Origin of the sequence: Streptomyces sp. NPDC048370 (assembly GCF_043200825.1) — a bacterium.
Lineage (GTDB): Bacteria > Actinomycetota > Actinomycetes > Streptomycetales > Streptomycetaceae > Streptomyces.
Window position 1 is genome coordinate 178,161 of record NZ_JBICYI010000002.1, and the last position, 17,997, is coordinate 196,157.

The 17,997-nt window shown below is 73.7% G+C and carries 15 protein-coding genes; 2 read left to right on the top strand and 13 right to left on the bottom strand.

Annotation, left to right across the window (positions count from 1 at the left end; translation table 11 throughout):
* Nucleotides 1-15: 15 nt before the first annotated feature.
* The 8 genes from ACGFYP_RS04685 to ACGFYP_RS04720 form a co-directional block, all read right to left on the bottom strand.
* Nucleotides 16-516: a hypothetical protein gene (locus tag ACGFYP_RS04685; protein ID WP_361966387.1), complete on the bottom strand. Its 501-nt coding sequence runs from the start codon at nt 514-516 to the stop codon at nt 16-18.
* Nucleotides 517-676: 160 nt separating this feature from the next.
* Nucleotides 677-3,820: an ATP-binding protein gene (locus tag ACGFYP_RS04690; RefSeq protein ID WP_393486374.1), complete on the bottom strand. Its 3,144-nt coding sequence runs from the start codon at nt 3,818-3,820 to the stop codon at nt 677-679.
* A 110-nt stretch (nt 3,821-3,930) separates the two neighbouring features.
* Nucleotides 3,931-4,341, bottom strand: a complete 411-nt coding sequence (locus tag ACGFYP_RS04695) for an ACT domain-containing protein (protein WP_361966384.1) — start codon at nt 4,339-4,341, stop codon at nt 3,931-3,933.
* A 77-nt stretch (nt 4,342-4,418) separates the two neighbouring features.
* Entirely contained in the window at nt 4,419-4,628 is a 210-nt protein-coding gene (locus ACGFYP_RS04700) for a DUF397 domain-containing protein (RefSeq protein WP_393487467.1), read from the bottom strand.
* 132 nt (nt 4,629-4,760) lie between these two features.
* Nucleotides 4,761-5,927 (bottom strand): thiolase domain-containing protein, encoded by a 1,167-nt coding sequence (locus tag ACGFYP_RS04705; RefSeq protein ID WP_393486377.1) that lies wholly within the window; start codon nt 5,925-5,927, stop codon nt 4,761-4,763.
* Entirely contained in the window at nt 5,920-6,996 is a 1,077-nt protein-coding gene (locus ACGFYP_RS04710) for a thiolase domain-containing protein (RefSeq protein ID WP_393487470.1), read from the bottom strand. The genes ACGFYP_RS04705 and ACGFYP_RS04710 overlap by 8 nt, the downstream gene beginning before the upstream one ends.
* Nucleotides 6,997-7,037: 41 nt before the next feature.
* Nucleotides 7,038-7,997: a Zn-ribbon domain-containing OB-fold protein gene (locus ACGFYP_RS04715; RefSeq protein ID WP_393486379.1), complete on the bottom strand. Its 960-nt coding sequence runs from the start codon at nt 7,995-7,997 to the stop codon at nt 7,038-7,040.
* 254 nt (nt 7,998-8,251) lie between these two features.
* A complete protein-coding gene (locus ACGFYP_RS04720; RefSeq protein WP_393486381.1) occupies nt 8,252-9,052 on the bottom strand; it encodes a crotonase/enoyl-CoA hydratase family protein in 801 nt (266 codons plus the stop codon).
* A gap of 177 nt (nt 9,053-9,229) precedes the next feature.
* Here ACGFYP_RS04720 and ACGFYP_RS04725 point away from each other — a divergent pair, with 177 nt between their 5' ends.
* Together ACGFYP_RS04725 and ACGFYP_RS04730 are read left to right on the top strand one after the other, a co-directional pair.
* Nucleotides 9,230-10,855, top strand: a complete 1,626-nt coding sequence (locus tag ACGFYP_RS04725; protein WP_393486383.1) for an acyl-CoA synthetase — start codon at nt 9,230-9,232, stop codon at nt 10,853-10,855.
* Nucleotides 10,856-11,066: 211 nt separating this feature from the next.
* Entirely contained in the window at nt 11,067-11,867 is an 801-nt protein-coding gene (locus tag ACGFYP_RS04730) for a pentapeptide repeat-containing protein (RefSeq protein ID WP_393486385.1), read from the top strand.
* A gap of 158 nt (nt 11,868-12,025) precedes the next feature.
* Here ACGFYP_RS04730 and ACGFYP_RS04735 read toward each other — a convergent pair whose 3' ends face one another.
* The 5 genes from ACGFYP_RS04735 to ACGFYP_RS04755 form a co-directional block, all read right to left on the bottom strand.
* On the bottom strand, nt 12,026-13,555 hold the full coding sequence (locus tag ACGFYP_RS04735) for a hypothetical protein (RefSeq protein ID WP_393486387.1): 1,530 nt from the start codon (nt 13,553-13,555) through the stop codon (nt 12,026-12,028).
* The gene (locus ACGFYP_RS04740) at nt 13,555-14,832 is read right to left on the bottom strand and encodes an FAD-dependent monooxygenase (RefSeq protein WP_393486389.1); all 1,278 of its coding nucleotides are present in this window, start codon (nt 14,830-14,832) and stop codon (nt 13,555-13,557) included. The genes ACGFYP_RS04735 and ACGFYP_RS04740 overlap by 1 nt, the downstream gene beginning before the upstream one ends.
* A 155-nt stretch (nt 14,833-14,987) precedes the next feature.
* Nucleotides 14,988-15,824 (bottom strand): GNAT family N-acetyltransferase, encoded by an 837-nt coding sequence (locus ACGFYP_RS04745; RefSeq protein WP_393486391.1) that lies wholly within the window; start codon nt 15,822-15,824, stop codon nt 14,988-14,990.
* A gap of 92 nt (nt 15,825-15,916) precedes the next feature.
* Entirely contained in the window at nt 15,917-16,453 is a 537-nt protein-coding gene (locus ACGFYP_RS04750; protein WP_393486393.1) for a cupin domain-containing protein, read from the bottom strand.
* Nucleotides 16,454-16,469: 16 nt separating this feature from the next.
* Nucleotides 16,470-17,693 (bottom strand): cytochrome P450, encoded by a 1,224-nt coding sequence (locus ACGFYP_RS04755; protein WP_393486395.1) that lies wholly within the window; start codon nt 17,691-17,693, stop codon nt 16,470-16,472.
* Nucleotides 17,694-17,997: the final 304 nt, after the last annotated feature.

The window sequence follows — 17,997 nt, forward strand, 5'->3', positions numbered from 1 at the left end:
ATCCTCGTCTCCTGGTCAGCCCTGCTGGAACAGCTCTGCGGGCAGCGGCTTGAGCAGAGCGTACAGATCGTCGGTGATCGGCCGGTCCCAACTGGCGATCGTCACCAGGACGTTGTCACTGCGGTCGAACTGCACGCAGGCGATACGGCTCTCGGAGAGCTTGAGCCGACGCACGATCAGCAGGTTGTCGCCCTGCATCACCGGCATGTCCTCGGTGTCGAGGACCTCGACCGGCTCGTCGTTCTCCAGGGCCGCGAGGAGCTGGGCGACCTCGAAGGGGATCTGGCCCTCGGCGAGCTCGCGGGCCGGGGAGCCCTCCGGCAGATTGCCGATGATCATCGCGGGGCCGCGGCCGCCGAACAGGTCGTAGCGGAGGAAGACGCCCTGGCAGCTGCCGTCGGGCGCGGGCAGCAGGCCCGCACCGAGATTGCCGGGCCAGTCCCCCGGGTCCATGGCCAGGACATCGAAGTCCGGGCCCGCGGGTGTGGCGGCGCTGCGGCGGCGGAGGAAGGACATACGGCCATGGTACGTGCCCCGGCTCCCACCGCGACGCGCCGGGGCGGGTACGTCGGGGGCGCCCCACGGCGACCCGCGACACGCCGACCGAGCTGCCGACCGAGCTGCCGACCGGGCCGCTGATCGGCCTGTCCGGCGGCGACGCCGCGCCCGGCTCCGGTCAGGCCGGGCGGGGGTCTGCGGCGGAGCGGCGGAGGGCCTGGGCGAGGCCCGTACGGTCGGTGCCGAGCTTGCGGTAGACGGAGGACAGCAGCAGGGTCACTGCGACCCGGTCGGCGTTCAGGGCGGTGGCCGGGTCCTCGCCGCGGGCCGTGAGGTCGGCGGCGAGGCGCTCCCGGGCGGTGAGCGCGTCGGTGCCGGCCGGGTGGAGGGCGCGCGGCCGGAGACCGGAGGCGGCCAGCTCCGCCCTGGCCTCCTCGCCGAGGCCGTCGGCTCCGCAGGTCTGGGCGGCCTCCAGGCCCCGGTAGAGGCGTTCGGCGGCCTCCCCGGTCCTGCCGACACGGCGCAGCGCAGACCCGAGCGCCACCAGGGAGCGCGCGAGCTCGTACGCGGCGGGCGAGCGCTCCAGCCGGTCGACGGACTCCTCCAGCAGCTTGATGCGCTCGTCGCCGGCCGTGACCTCGGCGGTCACACGCAGCGCCTGCCCGATCGCGGACGGCGCACCGTACTGGCGGGCCCGGGCGACGGCCTCCCGGGCGGTCTCCCGAGCCCGCTCGGGGGTCTCCCTGGCCTCGGCGAGCGCGAGGTGGAGCTGCCAGGGGCACCACGCGGGGTTGCGCATCCCGCGCGGGTCGAGGCGGCGGCCGACGGCGGCCAGCTCGGCGGCGGCCTCCGCGACGTGTCCCCTGGCCAGGAGCAGTTCGGCGTGGACGGTCTGGGAGTCGGGGAAGGTGACGGCCGCGGGGAACGGCTCGCCGAAGTCGTGGGTACGGGCGAGCCGGTCGGCCTCCTCGACCCGGCCGCGGGCGAGCAGCACCTCGATGGCGACGCCGACGGCGTACCAGAGGGCGGGGGTGCGGGGGCCGACACGCTCGGCGAGGCGCAGCCCCGCGCGGACGAAGTCCTCCGCCTCGACGAGCCGGCCGCGACGCAGCCGGATGTACCCGAGGAGGGTGTACGCGAAGGAGAGGTGGGCGCCGTGCCAGCCCTGGCGCTCGAACTCGGCGGTGCCGGCAGCGAAGAGCTCCTCGGCGCGGCCGGGCCGGTCGGCGTAGAGGAAGGTGAGGGCGACCAGGACCGGGACCTCGAAGCCCCGGCTCTCGTCGGCCCAGCTCAGGCCGCCCTCCAGGGCGCGTTCGGCGTGGTCGACGGCGACCGTCGAGGGTTCGGCGCGCAGGGTGGCGTCCCAGGCGCGCAGGCCGATGACGTACCGCTCGGTGAGGTCGCGGCCGGCGAGGCGGGCGAGGCGGCGGGAGCGGGCGGGCGAGTCGGGTTCGTCGGCGCGGAAGGCGTCCCACATGAACTTCTCGGACTGCATGCGGAGCCGGCTGCGGGCGTCGGTGGTGAGCCGGGACTCGCGGCCGAGGAGTTCGGAGGCCTCGACGAGCCGGTCGCTGTGGGCGAGGACCTGGGAGAGGCGGTAGACGATGCCGTGGCGCAGCGCCGGGTCGGCGACGCGCTCCTCCAGGGCGGCGCGCAGGTGGTTGACGGTGGTGGCGGGCTCGGTGAGCAGGGAGGCGCTGCCGAGTTCGAAGAGGACGGCGGCGCGGTCCTCGTCGGCGGGAGGTTCGCGCAGGGCGCGGGCGAGGAAGCGGCGCGCGGCGTCGGGGGCTCCGGCCCGCAGGGTCTCGCGGGCGGCTTCGCGGAGGTGGCCCACGACCCAGGGGTCGTGCTCGGGGTGGGTCTCCAGGAGGTGGCGCGCGGCCGCGGTGGCGCCGAGTCCCGCGTCGACGACGCACCAGGCGGCCTGGCCGTGCAGGGCGACGCGGGTGGCCGGCGGGATGGCCTGGTAGACGGCGGTGGCGATGAGGGGGTGGACGAATTCGAGGGTCTCGGTGACGGCGAGGACGCGGGCGTCGCGCAGCCGCGCGGCGCACTCGGCGACGGCTTCGGCTCCGAGGCCCGCGACGGCGCCGGCGAGCTGGGGCGAGATCTCGGTGCCGAGGACGGCGCAGGCCCAGGCGAGGCGGACGGTGGAGGTGCCGAGCCGTTCGAGGGTCGCGGTGAGGCCGTGGCCCTTGACGGCGGCGGCGAGGTCGCGGAGCTCGTGGGCGGCCTCGGCCCTGGGCTCCAGGCCGCGGTCGCGGACCTTGGCGGCGAGTTCGACGGCCTCGAAGGGGTTGCCTGAGGTGACGGTCCAGCACTCGCGGCAGAAGGTGTCGTCGGCGTGGGCGCCGACCCGGTCGCGGACGAGGCGGGCGATGGCGGAGGAAGTGAGGGGTTCCAGGCCGAGGGGCCGTCGGCCGGACCGCCGTCCGGTGAACTCGTCGCCGCTGTCGGGGAGTTCGTCGGGGCGGTAGGCGACGACGAGGAGCATGGGCAGCTCCTCGGCGCGGGGCGCGAAGGCGGCGAGCCAGCCGAGGGACTCGGGGTCGGCCCAGTGGGCGTCGTCGAGGACGACGACGAGCGGGGCGCGCCGGACCGCGAGATGGGTCAGGACCCAGTCGAGTCCGTCGCGCAGGCCCTGCGGGTCGGGCGGCCCGCCGTCGGCCGGGGCGCAGAGGCCGAGGGCGGGGCCGACGATGTCGTACCAACTGCCGAGCCGGGCGCGGAGTTCGGTGTCGGATGCGGCGGCCAGTTGTGGCTGGAGGAGCTGCCGTGCGACGTGGAAGGCGACCCGCTGCTCCTGGTCGCCGCCGCGCGCCGCGAGCACGGTGCATCCCTTGGCGGCGGCGCGCCGCCGGATCTCGGCGAGCAACGTGGTCTTCCCGAGCCCGGCGGGCGCGGCGTAGGCGAGGACACCGCCGCGCGGTGCCCCGGGCGCGCGGGAGGAACCTCCGGCGTCGGCGGGGGTCGGCCTTCCGCCTTGGACGACCACGCGACGGGTGTCGCGCGCGGGGCCGTCGACGGCGGAGCGCTGGTACGGGACGCCCTCACGGGCTCCCGCCCTCGGGCCGTCCTCGCCGCCCGTCCGCCACTCGTCGTCGCCGATGCCCGGCCGGCGGCCGCCGTCGGCGGACGACGCACGTCCCCCGTCGTCGCCCGTTCCCGGCCATGAGCCGTCGTCGTCGCCCGTCCCCGCCCACGTGCCGTCCTCGTCGAGGCCGGCCAAGTGGTTCAACGCCTCTTCCGCCGCCGCGAGTTCCGCCTCGCGTTCGAACAGGCCGAAGCCCCGGCGGTCCCGACCGCCGCTGCGTACCACCACGTTCCACACCCCCACGCCGGGGGCGCACACCCGGCGCGCGGATGAGTGCGGCCGGGCCGTGGAGCCCCGCGAAGACCACAGCGTACGCCCGTGGGCGCCCCCTGTGAGGGTCAGTCGGACGAGCCGGTCGCCCGGTCCGCGAGTCCGCGCAGAACGGCCAACGCCTCGTCCGCGCGGGCGTGTTCGACGAAGAGGTGGTCGTGGTGGAAGCCGGCCACGACATTGCAGCTCAGACCGGCCTCGGCGAGCCCCCGGGCGACCACCGCCGTCAGCCCGACGGCGTCGAGCGCCGAGTGGACCCGCAGGGTGATCCACCCGGCCACGTAGTCGTACGCCAGACCGGCCGCGTCGGCCTCCTCCTGGCGTACGACCAGCGTCAGTCCCTCGCTCTCGGCGACGGTGACGATCGGGACGACTTCCGCAGGGGCGGGCCCGTCCACGGTGGTGAAGACATAGCGGCCGGGGTTCAGCTCCGGGCGCATCCCGGCGACGAGCCGGGTCAGATCACGTTCCGCGTTCACGGGCGCCAGCCTAGGACCTGTCGCCGGCCATGATCGGCCGACAGGCCCGCCGGACAGGCCTTGGGCGGCGCCCGACGTCACGTCAGGTCGAACTCGCCCTCCCTGGCGTTGACCACGAACGCCCGCCACTCCGCCGGGGTGAAGATCAGCGACGGCGCCTCCGGCCGGCCTCCGTTCCGCATCGCGATGAAGCCCTCGACGAAGGCGATCTGGACGTCTCCCGCGCCCTGGCTGCTCGACCGCCAGTCGGCTCCGCTGAGGTCGAGTTCCGGCTTGTCCCACCCCATGAAGGCGTGCTGGGTGGTGGTGCTCTCCGCCACGTCCGTGCTCCTCCCGCATTGCGCAACGTCGTCGTCCGGGGCTCAGGGTAGCGAGCGGCACCGGGTGCCGACAGACCTCCTGCGGGCGGCTCGGGCGGCTCAGCCGGCCGGTGGCCGGTCTCCGACGAGCCACATCGAGAAGAACTGCGCGCCCCCTCCGTACGCGTGCCCGAGCGCCCTGCGCGCCCCCTCCACCTGGTGCTCGCCCGCCTGCCCCCGTACCTGCATCGCCGCCTCGGCGAAGCGGATCATCCCCGACGCGCCGATGGGGTTGGTGGAGAGGACGCCGCCGGAGGGGTTCACGGGCAGGTCGCCGTCGAGTTCGGTGACCCCCGCCTCGGTGAGCTTCCAGCCCTCGCCCTCCTCGGCGAAGCCCAGGTTCTCCAGCCACATCGGCTCGTACCAGGAGAACGGGACGTACATCTCGACCGCGTCGATCTCCCGGCGCGGGTCGGTGATGCCGGCCTGCCGGTAGACGTCGGCCGCGCAGTCCTTCCCGGCCTGCGGCGAGACGAAGTCCTTGCCCGCGAAGAGCGTGGGCTCGCTGCGCATCGCACCGCCGTGCACCCAGGCGGGCGGCCTGGGCGAACGCTCCGCGCCCGCACGGTCGGTGAGGACCATCGCGCAGGCGCCGTCGGAGGACGGGCAGGTCTCGGAGTAGCGGATCGGGTCCCAGAGCATCGGCGAGGCCTGGACCTTCTCCAGGGTGATGTCGTGCTCGTGGAGGTGGGCGTACGGGTTCTTCAGGGCGTTGCGCCGGTCCTTGTACGCGACGAGGGAGCCGACGGTGTCCGGGGCGCCGGTGCGGCGCATGTAGGCGCGGACGTGCGGGGCGAAGAAGCCACCGGCCCCGGCGAGCAGCGGCTGCTGGAACGGGACGGGGAGCGAGAGGCCCCACATGGCGTTGGACTCGGACTGCTTCTCGAACGCCAGGGTCAGCACGGTGCCGTGGACACGGGCCGCGACGAGGTTCGCGGCGACGAGGGCCGTGGAGCCGCCGACCGAACCCGCCGTGTGCACGCGCAGCATCGGCTTGCCGACCGCGCCGAGGGCGTCGGCGAGGTACAGCTCCGGCATCATCACGCCCTCGAAGAAGTCGGGGGCCTTGCCGATGACGACGGCGTCGATGTCCGCCCAGGTCAGCTCGGCGTCCTCCAGGGCGCGCAGGGCGGCCTCGCGCACGAGTCCGGCGATCGAGACGTCCCGGCGGGCGGCGACGTGCTTGGTCTGGCCGATCCCGACGACGGCGACGGGCTCCTTAGCCACGGGCTTCCCCTTCCAGGACGGCCACCAGGTTCTGTTGCAGACAGGGGCCGGAGGTGGCGTGGGCGAGGGCGCGGTCGGAGGCGCCCCGGTGGATGCGGGCGGCGGCCTCGCCCAGGCGGATGAGGCCCGCGGCCATCATCGGGTTGGCGGCGAGCGCTCCGCCGGACGGGTTGACCCTCACCCTGTCGTCGAGGTCGAGGGCTCGGCGGAGCACGACCTCCTGGGAGGTGAAGGGCGCGTGCAGTTCAGCGGTGTCGACGGGCCGCTCGAAGGCTCCGGCGCGCTCGGCGGCGAGCCGCGTGGAGGGCGAGTCGGTGAGGTCGCGGACGCCCAGGGAGTGCGCCTCGATCCGGTGGTCGATGCCGCGGATCCAGGCAGGGCGGTCGCACAGCTCGCGGGCCCGGTCGCCGACGGCGAGGATCACGGCGGCCGCGCCGTCGCCGATGGGCGGGCAGTCGCCGGTGCGCAGCGGCCCGACGACGTACTCGCCCTGGTCGCGGGCGCCGGGCAGCTGGGCGTGGGGGTTGGCGGTGCCGTCCTGGCGGCTGCGGGTGGCGATGGCGGCGAGCGCGGGCTCGTCGGTGTGTCCGGCGTCGATGAGCGCCCGGGCCTGGAGGGCGGCGAGGGCGACGGTGTCGGGCCAGAGCGGGGCGAGGTAGTAGGGGTCGAGCTGCCGGGTGAGGACGTCGCGTACGGAGCCGGGCGAGGACTTCCCGTACGAGTAGACGAGCGCGGTGTCGGCCTCGCCCGTCAGCAGCTTCACCCAGGCCTCGTAGAGCGCCCAGGCGCCGTCCATCTCGACATGGGACTCGGATATCGGCGGCCAGGCGCCGACGCCGTCGAGGGCCATGGTGAAGGAGAAGGCGCGCCCGGCGAGGTAGTCGGAGGAGCCGGAGCAGGTGAAGCCTATGTCGGCGGTCTTCAGGCCGGTCTGGCGCAGCACGTCGTGGAGGACGGGCATGACCATCTCGACCTCGGACAGTTCGTCCGTACGCCGGCGGTGGTCGGTCTGGGCGAAGGCGACGATCGCCACCTCGCGGTCCGGTCGGCCCGGTCGGTCCGGCGTCACTCGGTCCGGCGTCTCTCGGTCCGGCGTCTCTCGGTCCGGCGTCACAGCAGCTCCTTGTACGCGTCGTAGTCGGCGTCGGGTTCGCCGGTCGGCCGGTAGTGGTCGGGGTAGCGGCCGTCCTCGCTCCACACGGGTTCGACGCGCAGCCCCATCCGCACCTGGTCGTAGGGGATGCCGCCGATCCGGCCGTGGAGGGCGAGCCCGGCGCCGTCGAGGGCGATGTGGGCGTAGACGTACGGGACCTCGATGTCGAGGTTCTTGGCCTTGATGTTGACGATGCAGAAGGTGGTGACCGTGCCGCGCGGGCCGACCTCGACCTGCTCGGTGGTCGCCACTCCGCAGGTGGGACAGGCTCCTCGGGGCGGGACGTACACCTTGGTGCAGGACGGGCAGCGTTCGCCGACGGTCCGGTTCTCGGAGAGGGCGTGCAGGTAGGCGGTCTGGGCGCGGCCCGGGCTGTAGGTGTAGTCGAGCCGGGCGGGGGCGACGATGCCGGTGACGGGGTCGTCGAAGGTGCCGTCGTGCGCGCGTGTCCCGTGGTCCTCGGTGCTCTCGTACGGCTCGAAGCAGGCGATGTCCGTGATGGCGCCGGTCCGCTCCTCGGCCCAGCGGATCCGGACCCTCATGCCGGTGCGGACGGCCTCGGGTCCTGGCGCGTCGAGGGCGTGGAGCAGGGCGGTGTCGGCGCCGTCGAGGCGGACGAGGACCCAGGCGAAGGGGGTGGACAGGGGCTGTCCGGTACGGGGTTCGGGGTTCCAGGCCCAGGTGGTGACGGTGCCGGTGGTGCCGAGTTCGACGAGGTCGCGGAGTTCGGCGGCGGTCTCGGGGTCGTACTCGACGGGCGGGACGAGCACGCGTCCGTCGTCGGTCCGCACCCCGAGGACGGTCCGCTCGCGGAGCCCGGTCAGGAACGCGGACTGGACGGGGCCGAGGGACCGGGTGAAGGGGAACTCGACGACGAGGGGGGCGCGGAGGGTTTCAGGGATGGGGGCGACTGTCATGAGCGGGGCTCCTTGGTCGGGGACTTCGGGCGCGGGCCTGGGGCCGCTGCGCGGGGCTTCCTCCCCACCCCGCCCCTTCCCGAACTGGGGCAGGCCCCCAGACCCCCGTACGGTCTGCGGCCGTGTCCTCAAGCGCCGGACGGGCTGAAATTCCAGCCTCGCCGGCGGTCCCCCAGGCCGGTAGGCGTAGGGGGAGTTTGAGGCGCGGGTCTGAGGCGGAGCCCCAGTTCGGGAAGGGGCGGAGTGGGGGAAGGTCACTCCCGGCGGTACACCGGCGCCCGTTTCTCCGCGAAGGCGCGGGCGCCTTCCTTCGCGTCCGCCGTGTCGAAGATGGGCCAGCCCCGGGTGAGTTCCGCCGCCAGGCCCTCCGTCTCCGTCATCTCGGCCGTCTCGTAGACCGAGGCCTTGACGGCCTCGACGGCGAGCGGCCCGCAGGCGTTGATCTGTTCCGCGACGGACAGCGCCGCTTCCAGCGCCGTCCCCGCGGGGACGACACGGCCGACGAGTCCGATCCGGGCGGCCTCCTCCGCTCCGTACGGGCGCCCGGTCAGCAGCATTTCGAGCGCGTGCGTGCGGGCGATCTGGCGGGGCAGCCGGACGGTCGAGCCGCCGATCGGGAACAGGCCGCGCTTCACCTCGAAGAGTCCGAAGGTGGCGGAGTCGCCCGCGATCCGGATGTCGGTGCCCTGCAGGATCTCGGTGCCGCCGGCGACGCAGTAGCCCTCGATCGCCGCGATGACGGGCTTGCGCGGGCGGTGGTGGCGCAGCATCGCCTTCCAGTGCAGGTCGGGGTCGGCCTTGAGCCGGTCCCGGTACTGCTCGCCCGCCATGCCCTTGCCCGCCAGCGCCTTGAGGTCCATACCGGCGCAGAAGGAGCCGCCGGCTCCGGTGAGGACCACGGAGCGGATCGTGTCGTCGGCGTCGGCCTCGAGCCAGCCGTCGTAGAGCCCGACCAGCATCGGCAGTGAGAGCGCGTTCTTCGCCTCCGGTCGGTTGAGTGTGAGCACGAGCGTGGCGCCTTCGCGCTGCACGGTGAGGTGTTCGGTCCCACCCATGGACGTCCTCCCGTCTCCAGACCTAGAACAGGTTGCAGGAGGTGCGGGTCCAGTTCAATAGTTTTCTGACACTCAGTCAGATTCGTCTGCGCGACCCCTTCCCACTTCCGCCGGTCGGCGCTCTAATGACCGCCGAGTCAGTTCGGGCCTGGGCGACCAGCGGGGTCAGGAGGAACGGTGGAGTACAACCTTGCCGACCTGTTCGAGTCGGTCGTCGACGTGGTCCCTGAGCGGGAGGCGCTCGTCTACGTCGACCACCCGGGCACGGGCGCGGAGCGCCGGCTCACGTACGCGGAGCTCGACGGCGCCGCCAACCGGCTCGCCCACCATCTGATCGACTCCGGCATCCGGCCGGGCGAGCACCTGGGCCTGCACCTCTACAACGGGATCGAGTACCTGCAGACCGTCCTGGCCTGCCTCAAGGCGCGGATCGTCCCGGTCAACGTGAACTACCGGTACGTGGAGGAGGAGCTGGTCTACCTCTACAGGGACGCCGACCTCGCCGCGCTCGTCTTCGACGCCGAGTTCACGGAGCGGGTCGCGGCGGCGCTGCCGCAGACGGAGAAGCTGCGGCACCTCGTGCGGGTGGGGACCCCGCCCGAGGACGCGCCCCCACTGGACTGCGTGGCGTACACGGACGCCGAGGCGGCCGGTTCGCCGGAGCGCGGGTTCGGGCCGCGCTCGGCCGACGACCTGTTCATCATCTACACCGGCGGTACGACGGGGATGCCGAAGGGCGTCATGTGGCGCCAGGAGGACCTCTTCTTCGCCGGGCTCTTCGGCGGCGATCCGGCGGGCGAGCCGGTCAAGCGGCCCGAGGAACTGGCCGTGCGGGTCGCGGCGGGCGGCGCCGGGATCACGTTCTTCCCCGCTCCCCCGCTGATGCACGGCACCTCGACGCTGACCTCGTTCATCGCCTTCAACTACGGGCAGCGGGTGGTCATCCACCGCAAGTACGTACCGGCGGAGGTGCTCCGGACGATCGAGAAGGAGAAGGTCTCCAGCGTGTCGCTGGTGGGCGACGCGATGCTCAGGCCGCTGATCGACGCGCTCCACGGCCCGCTGAAGGGGACGGACCTGTCCTCGCTCTTCAGCGTCTCCTCCTCCGGGGCGATCATGTCGGAGACGGTACGGGCCCAGTTCCAGGCGCTCGTGCCGAACGTGCTGCTGCTGAACAACTTCGGCTCCTCGGAGTCCGGTTCCAACGGCAAGGCGACGGACGACTCCGGCCCGGAGAAGGGCTTCCGCCTGGAGGTCAACGAGCGGACGCAGGTCGTGGACCCGGTGACGTACGACCCGGTGCCGGTGGGCGAGCCGGGGCGCCTCGCGCAGCGCGGCCATGTGCCGCTCGGCTACTACAACGACCCGGCGAAGACGGCCGAGACCTTCTTCCAGAAGGGTGAGGAGCGGTGGGTGCTGCTCGGCGACATGGCGACCGTCGACGAGGACGGCATCGTGACGGTCCTGGGCCGCGGCTCGCAGTGCATCAACACCGGCGGCGAGAAGGTCTATCCGGAGGAGGTCGAGCAGGCGCTGAAGTCCCATCCGGACGTGTACGACGCACTGGTCGCCGGCGTGCCGGACGCGAAGTGGGGCAACCACGTGGCGGCGGTCGTCCAGCTGCGCGCGGGGGCACCCGCGCTCGACCTGGAGACCGTACAGACCCACTGCCGCACCCGCCTCGCCGGCTACAAGATCCCGCGCCAGCTGGTGATCACCGACAGGATCGAGCGTTCCCCGAGCGGCAAGGCGGACTACCGCTGGGCCCGCTCGGTGGCGGCGGCCGAGGACTCCGCCTCCTGAGTACCGATGGCCCGCAGGGCGGCCAGGAAGACGTCCGGGCAGAGCCGGTGGATCTCGTAGCCGGTGTCGATCGTGACGAGGCGGGCGGCCGGAAGGCGGTCCGCCGTCCACGACAGCCGGTCCCGCGCGCAGGCGGATGATCTTCGTGACCGATGTGACCGGCGGCGCGATACGGTGGGATCACTCCCACCCACGAAGGAACCACTCACTCATGCCCGAGACCCTCCGAGGCGACTGTTCGAACTGCTTCGGGCTCTGCTGCGTCGCCCTCCCCTTCGCCAAGTCCGCGGACTTCGCCGTGAACAAGGCCTCCGGGGAACCGTGCCGGAACCTCCAGGAGGACTTCCGCTGCGGGATCCACACCCGGCTGCGGCCGAGCGGCTTCTCGGGCTGCACGGTGTACGACTGTTTCGGCGCGGGCCAGAAGGTCTCCCAGGTCACCTTCGGCGGGGTCTCGTGGCGTGAGGCGCCGGAGACCGCGCGGCAGATGTACGAGGTGTTCCCGGTGGTGCGCCAGCTCCACGAGCTGCTGCGCTACCTCACCGAGGCCCTCGCGCGGCCCGCCGCCCGTCCGGTCCACGCGGAGCTGCGGCGGGCCCTGGAGCGGGTGGAGGGGCTGACCGAGGGCTCGGCGGAAGCCCTGGAGAAGCTGGACGTCGGCGCCGTACGGGCCGAGGTCAACCCGCTGCTCCTGAAGACCAGCACCCTGGTGCGAGCCACGGCGAGCGCCAAGACCAAGAGCCGACGGGGCGCCGACCTGATCGGCGCCCGGCTGCGCGGAGCCAAGCTGCGCGGCGCGGACCTGCGCGGCGCCCTGCTGATCGCCGCCGACCTGAAGGGCGCGGACCTCTCCCTGGCCGACCTGATCGGCGTGGATCTCCGGGACGCCGACCTGTCGGGCGCGGACCTCACGGACGCCCTGTTCCTCACCCAGCCCCAACTGAACGCGGCCCGCGGCGACGCGACGACCCGCCTCCCGGCGACCTTCGAGCGCCCCGCTCACTGGGCCTAGGGCCTTTCGTTTGGATCAGGCCGGATCAGGGAGCGGGGTCTGGTGCCGTGGATCGCAAGGCGGAGGAGGGAGTCAACGCGGAGCGTTGGCGACCGACGACAACGCGGCGAGGCACGGTGCCAGGGCCCGCGAGCCCGGCATGATCCAAACGAGAGGCCCTAGGAATCCACCGTCCTGGCGCACAGGTAGGGACGGGCGAGGAGCAGGCCGGTGGCGGTCGCGAGGATGCCGACGTACACGGGCGCGAGGTGGAGGAAGTCCGTGTAGTGGATCGCGCCGTGCACGACGACGGCGGGCAGGAAGCCGAAGACCGCCGCCGTGGCCAGGCTCCAGAACACCCAGGCCTCGCCCCGCCCCCAGCCCCATGCGCTGAGCAGGGTGATCGCCACGGCCGCGGCCATCAGCGCGCCGCCGAAGCCCGCGCGGTCGTGGGCGACGAACGGGACGAGCCGCGGGTTCACGGCTCGCAGCGCCTCGGTGTCGGCGCCCAGGAAGACCAGGTCGCTCGGCACGAAGACACCGGTCAGACCGACCACCGAGATGACAGCCCCGCCGACGAACAGGCCCGTCCCCGTGACGATGAGCAGGAGTTGGCCCACCAGCGCCCGCCGCCTCTCCGGCTCCGGGCCCTCGGGCATCCGGCGCCAGCGCGGGGTGTGCGGGGCCCGGCGGACCCCCGCGACGAACATCGGGAAGAGCACGAGGGTGGTGGCCGTGTGGAGGGGTTCCACAAAGCCGGTGACCAGGAAGTAGAAGAGGGTGGGGAAGCCGATGGCGCCGGAGATCAGGTACGCCTGGCGGGCCCAGGGCCTGCCGCGTCTGATCCCTCCCAGTGCGAGGCCGGTGTAGAGGGCGCCGATCGACACCATCGTGCCGGCCATGGTGATCCGGTCGTGCTGGAGGAAGTGCACGAGGTGGTGGTTGGCGGCATGGAGCTCGTGCAGCGTCATGCCGAGGTAGTCGCGGTCGTACCGGAGCAGTACGGGCCCGAGCGTGATCGCCGCCGCGCCGAGTCCTGCGCCGATCATGCCGAGTCCGACGAGCAGCGCCCACACCCAGGCGGGCCAGCGGCGCGGGTCGCGGCCCACGTCCCGTAGCCCTGGCGCGGGTGCGGTGGGCGTGGCGGCCTCCGTGACCCGGGCGAACCAGCCGGGTCCGGCCTCGACGAGCACCCGGGGGCGGGCGAGCACGACCGCCTTCGGATCGTCGAGCGCTGCGGCGGTGGCGGTGACGGACGGCTCGGTCACCCGGACGACATGGGGATCGTCGTCACCGGTGAAGCCGTCGACGTGGGCCGCGAGGGCGGCCTCGGTCTCCGGGTCGGTGGTACGGACGACCAGCGGGATCGAGCGGCCGGCAGCGGCCTCGCGCACGGTCGCGACGTCGGCGGCCGAGACGGGCGAAACCTCGACGACACCGGCCCCGATCGGGGCCATGGCGCGGACGGACTCACGAGCGAGCGAGGGCGGTACGGATATGCCGAGGCGGACGGCCACGGGCACACCGGCGATCTCCCCGGCGAGCCGCTCCGGCGGACGGCGGTGCCCGAAGCCACGGGCGATCAGCCGGGCGCCGGCGGGACGGGAGCCGATCGCGGCCAGCAGCCGCAGCGCGGTGCGCTGCGAGCGCCGCGTGCCGACGACGGCGGCGGCGGCGCCGCGCAGGGGGTGATAGGTCCAGTCCGGCATCAGTGGCTCTCGTTCTCCGTCTCGGTCGTCGTCGTGGTTGTCGTCGCAGTCTCGGTCCCGGTCCCGGTCCCGGTCCCGGTCCCGGTCGCGGCCTCGGTCGCGGTCGCGTTCGCGTTCGCGTTGGCTGTGGAACCGGGCGGGGTCCAGCCGAGGACCGGTGTCATGGAGCGCAGGGTCGCCCGTTCCGGCGTCAACCGGGCGGCGGTGTCGCGCAGGAGGACGGCCGGCGGCCATGCCAGCTGGCCGATCGCGCCGAGCCGCGCGGAGCGGCGTGCGACGGCCTGGGTCCTGGGGCGGCGCAGGCGGTCGTAGGAACGGAGCGCGGCGGCCGTGTCCTGGGTGCCGTCGAGGCAGACCGCGAGGGTCACCGCGTCCTCCAACGCCTGGCACGCGCCCTGGCCCAGATTGGGGGTCATGGCGTGGGCGGCGTCGCCGAGCAGCGCGACCCGGCCGTGGACGAAGGAGGGCAGCGGCGGCAGCTCGTACAGGTCGTGGCGGAGGACCGCGTCGGCGGGGACGGCGGCCAGCAGGGCCGGGATCGGGTCCGGCCACGCTCCGAACCGGCGCAGCAGTTCGGCGTGGTCGGTGGAGCGGGTGGCCGTTCCCGGCGGGAGCGAGGCCGTGGCGAAGCAGTACATCCGGCCGCCCGGCAACGCCGTGTAGCCGAACCTCTCGCCCCGGCCCCAGGTCGCGGCGCCCTCGGCGGGCGGCTCTGCGAGGGGCTCGGTGACCATGCGCCAGGCGGTGTACCCGGCGTACCGGGGGCCGGGGGCATCGGGCCACAGCGTGCGGCGGACGGCGCTGCGCAGCCCGTCGGCTCCGACGACGAGGTCGGAGCGGGAGACGCCGCCACGGTGCTCGACGACCGGTCCCCGGTCGTCGTCGCGGACGGCGACGACCTCGCTGCCGGGACGGAGGCAGGCCGGGGGCAGCGCCTCGGTGAGTGCCCCCAGCAGCTCGGCGCGGTGCACGACGAGCAGCGGATGGCCGAAGCGGCGGACGAGCTCCGCGTTGTCCGTACGGGACAACCACCGGCCCCTGCGGTCGCGCACGCCGCCGGAGGCCTCCACGGCGCCGAGCTGCCGTACGACGTCGGCCAGACCGAGGGCGTCGAGCGCGCGCAGCGCGTTGGGCCAGAGGGAGATCCCGGCCCCGATCTCGGTGAACTCCGGAGCCCTTTCGAGGACTTCGACGCGCCAGCCCCGGCGGTGCAGGGCGATGGCGGCCGCGAGTCCCCCGATCCCGCCGCCGACGATCGTGGCAGCGCGCTGCGGCATGGTTCCTCGCTCAGGTTCTGGGGCTCACCGCCGCGTACGGCGCGGGCGGGAGCGGGACGGGGCGCGGCGCAGGTCGGGCTGAGCGGCGCACCATAGCAACATGTCGACACCCGCCTGTCAACGCGGGTCGTCGACGGCCCGCGGGGTCGCCGGGCCTACCCCTGAGAGCCCTGCGAGCCCTGAAGACCCTGAAGGCCCTGAAGACCCTCACGGCCCTGAGGGACGTACACGTACGGCGTGGTCGTCGTCAGGGCCGTGAAGCCGAGCCGTCCGAGGATCGGGCGGCTGGTGTCGGCCGCGTCGACCTGGACGTAGCGGTGGCCCCGCTCGACGGCGATGCGGGTACGGAAGGCGACCAGGGCGCGGTAGAGGCCCCTGCCCCGCCAGGCTTCGACCGTCCCGCCGCCCCACAGACCGGCGAAGTCGGTGCCGGGGTACAGCTCCAGGCGGGCGGCGCTGACGGGTTCGTCGCCCGCCATGGCGAGCACGGCGGCGACGGTGTCGGGCGTGGCGGCCAGCGCGTCGAGGAGCTGGCGGCCGATGTGGGAGCTGTCCCCGCCGAAGGCCCGGTCGTGGACCTCGGTCACCAGCGCGACCCCGGCCGCGTCCATGACGGGGACCAGGTGCACGCCCTCGGGGAGGTCCACGGCGGTCGGCAGCGCCGCACCCTCGGCGACCATCAGGGTCTCCTCGTCCTCGGCCGTGAACCCGGCGGCGCGCAGCCGGTCGGCGAGGTCCGCCGGGCCGTCGTGGCCGTACACCTTCCATTCGAAGGGCAGGCCGAGGCTGGTGAAGTGGCGGATCTGCTCGGCGACGGCCTCTTCGGCGTCCCGCTCCTGGAGGCCGGACCAGAGGATGCCGTTCCAGGCGTGGGCCGGGCCCGTCTGTCGTACGACGGGCCCGGCACGCTCCACCCTCGTGCCGGGCCCGTCGGGGCGGGCTCCGAGGCGCAGCTGACGGTCGTAGAGGGCGAGTATCGCTTCGTGGTCCATGGGCCAAGACTCCAGCACCGGTCCCCGGGGCACGGCAATCGCATTTCCGCGCCCCGAGGACCGGGCCGGGCCGGGCCGGGCCCGTCCGGTGGTCAGCCGGGCGCGTGGCGCAGCGGCGTAAGCTGCTCGATGTCGTAGCGGCGGCGGAGCTCCTCGATCGCCGCGTGGTCGACCTCTCCCCCGCTGCCGAGGATCTCCATGAGCTCCTCGAAGTACCGCTCGTGGTCGGGCGGCGGGGAGGCCTGGAACAGCATCCGGGCGGGTTCCCCCGTCGGGTTGGCGAAGGCGTGCGGGCAGCCGGGCGGCACCAGGATCAGGGTGCCCGGGGTGGCCCGTACGGCCCGCTCGCCCGAGGCTGACTCCCAGTCCCGCCAACGGTCGGGGGTCCGGACCAGCGGCTCGAAGGCGAGGACGTCGAGCTCCCCTTCGAGGAGGTAGAAGAGTTCCTCGCTGTGGCCGTGGGTGTGGGCGCCCACGTCGAACCCGGGCGGGACCTCGACCTCGAAGGTGGAGGCGGTCGGGGTGTGCTCGCCGGTGACCTTGAACGTCACCCGCTGCGCGGCGGTGGTCAGGGTCTTGCCGTGACCGGGGGGCACGACGAGTCCGGCGGCAGGGTGGATCGCTGTCATGGTGTCGTACGTCCTCTCACCACGTGACCGGCAGGGTCTCGGGGCCGCGGATCAGCGCGCCCCGCTGCCACTCGATCTCCTCCTCTGGCACCGCGAGCCGCAGCCCGGGGAACCGCTTCCAGAGGGTGTCGAGGAGGATCTCCGACTCGATGCGGGCGAGTTGGGAGCCGGGGCAGTAGTGCGGTCCGTGGCCGAAGGCGACGTGCGGGTTGTACCCGCGGTCGAAGTCGAGGCGCTCGGGGTTGGGGAAGACCTCCGGGTCGCGGTTGGCCGTCAGGTACGAGACGTAGACGGGGTCGCCGGCCGGGATGAGAACACCGCCGACCTCGACGTCCTCCAGGGCGATCCGGGAGAGGCCGACCGCGTTGCGGTGCGGGATGTAGCGGAGCAGCTCGTCGACGGCCTCCGGCAGCAGCTCCGGTTCCGCGCGGAGCCGGGCGAGGTGCTCGGGGTGGGTGAGGAGGGCGTAGACCATGTTGGCGCTGTTGTTGCGCACGGCGTGGGCGCCGCCGATCTGGATGAGGACGGCGAGGCCGACGGCCTCGTGCTCCTCCAGGGTCGCGTCGTCGACGGCGTCGGCGAGGACGGCGGCGAGGGTCTCGCGGCCCGTGCCGTGGCTGCGGCCGATGAGGTCGGTGAAGTACTGGGCCATCTGGGCCTTCGCCTGCTCGCTCGCCTCGCGGCCGGCACCGGCGGAGATGATCGTGTCGGACCACCGCGCCATCAGCTGCTGGTCGTCCTCCGGTACGCCCATCAGCTCGCTCACCATGGCGAGCGGGAACGGCCTGTTGACCATGGCCATCAGATCGGCGGGGGCGCCCTGTTCCTCCACGGCGTCGAGGAGCCGGTCCATGGTGGCTTGGGCGTGGTCGCGCAGGGCGGCGAGCGCGCGGGCGGAGAAGGCCCGGGCGACGACGCGCCGCATGCGCGTGTGGTCGGGCGGGTCGGCGAAGCCGACGGCCCCGTCCATCGGGATGAAGTGCGGGGCGAGCCGGGTGATCTGGCGGCCGAAGACGGCCTGGCGGCTGAACCGGGGGTCGACGGAGACGAACTTGACGTCCTCGTAGCGGGTCACCAGCCAGGCGTGCCCTTCGCCGTGCGGCAGCCGGACCCGGGTGACGGGGTCCTCGTGGAGCAGCTTGGCGAGGAGGGGGTCGAAGTCGAGGCCGGTGAGGTCGGGCACGGCCCAGAAGTGGACGCGTGGGGAGTCGGCGGACTGGGGGGTGGCAGTGGTGGTCATGAGGCGACTTTCGCGGGTGCGGGGCCGTTCGGCGACGCGAGGGACGGGGAGGGAGTGGTCCGCACGGCGAGGACCGTGGGCGCGGGGGTGGGGGTGGGGATGGAGGTGGGGACGGGAGCGGGGACGGGGACCGGAGCGGGAGCGGGGTCCGGAGTGGGGTCCGCGGTGGCGGAGGCTGTCGGTAGCGGCGCGCGGCGGGGAGCGACCGTCGACACGGGGGCGGGCGTGGTCGCACGTGGTGGCGGGTCCAGGTGGATCGACTCACGGCGGATGCGCTCACGAGGGCTGGAGTCACGGCCGATGG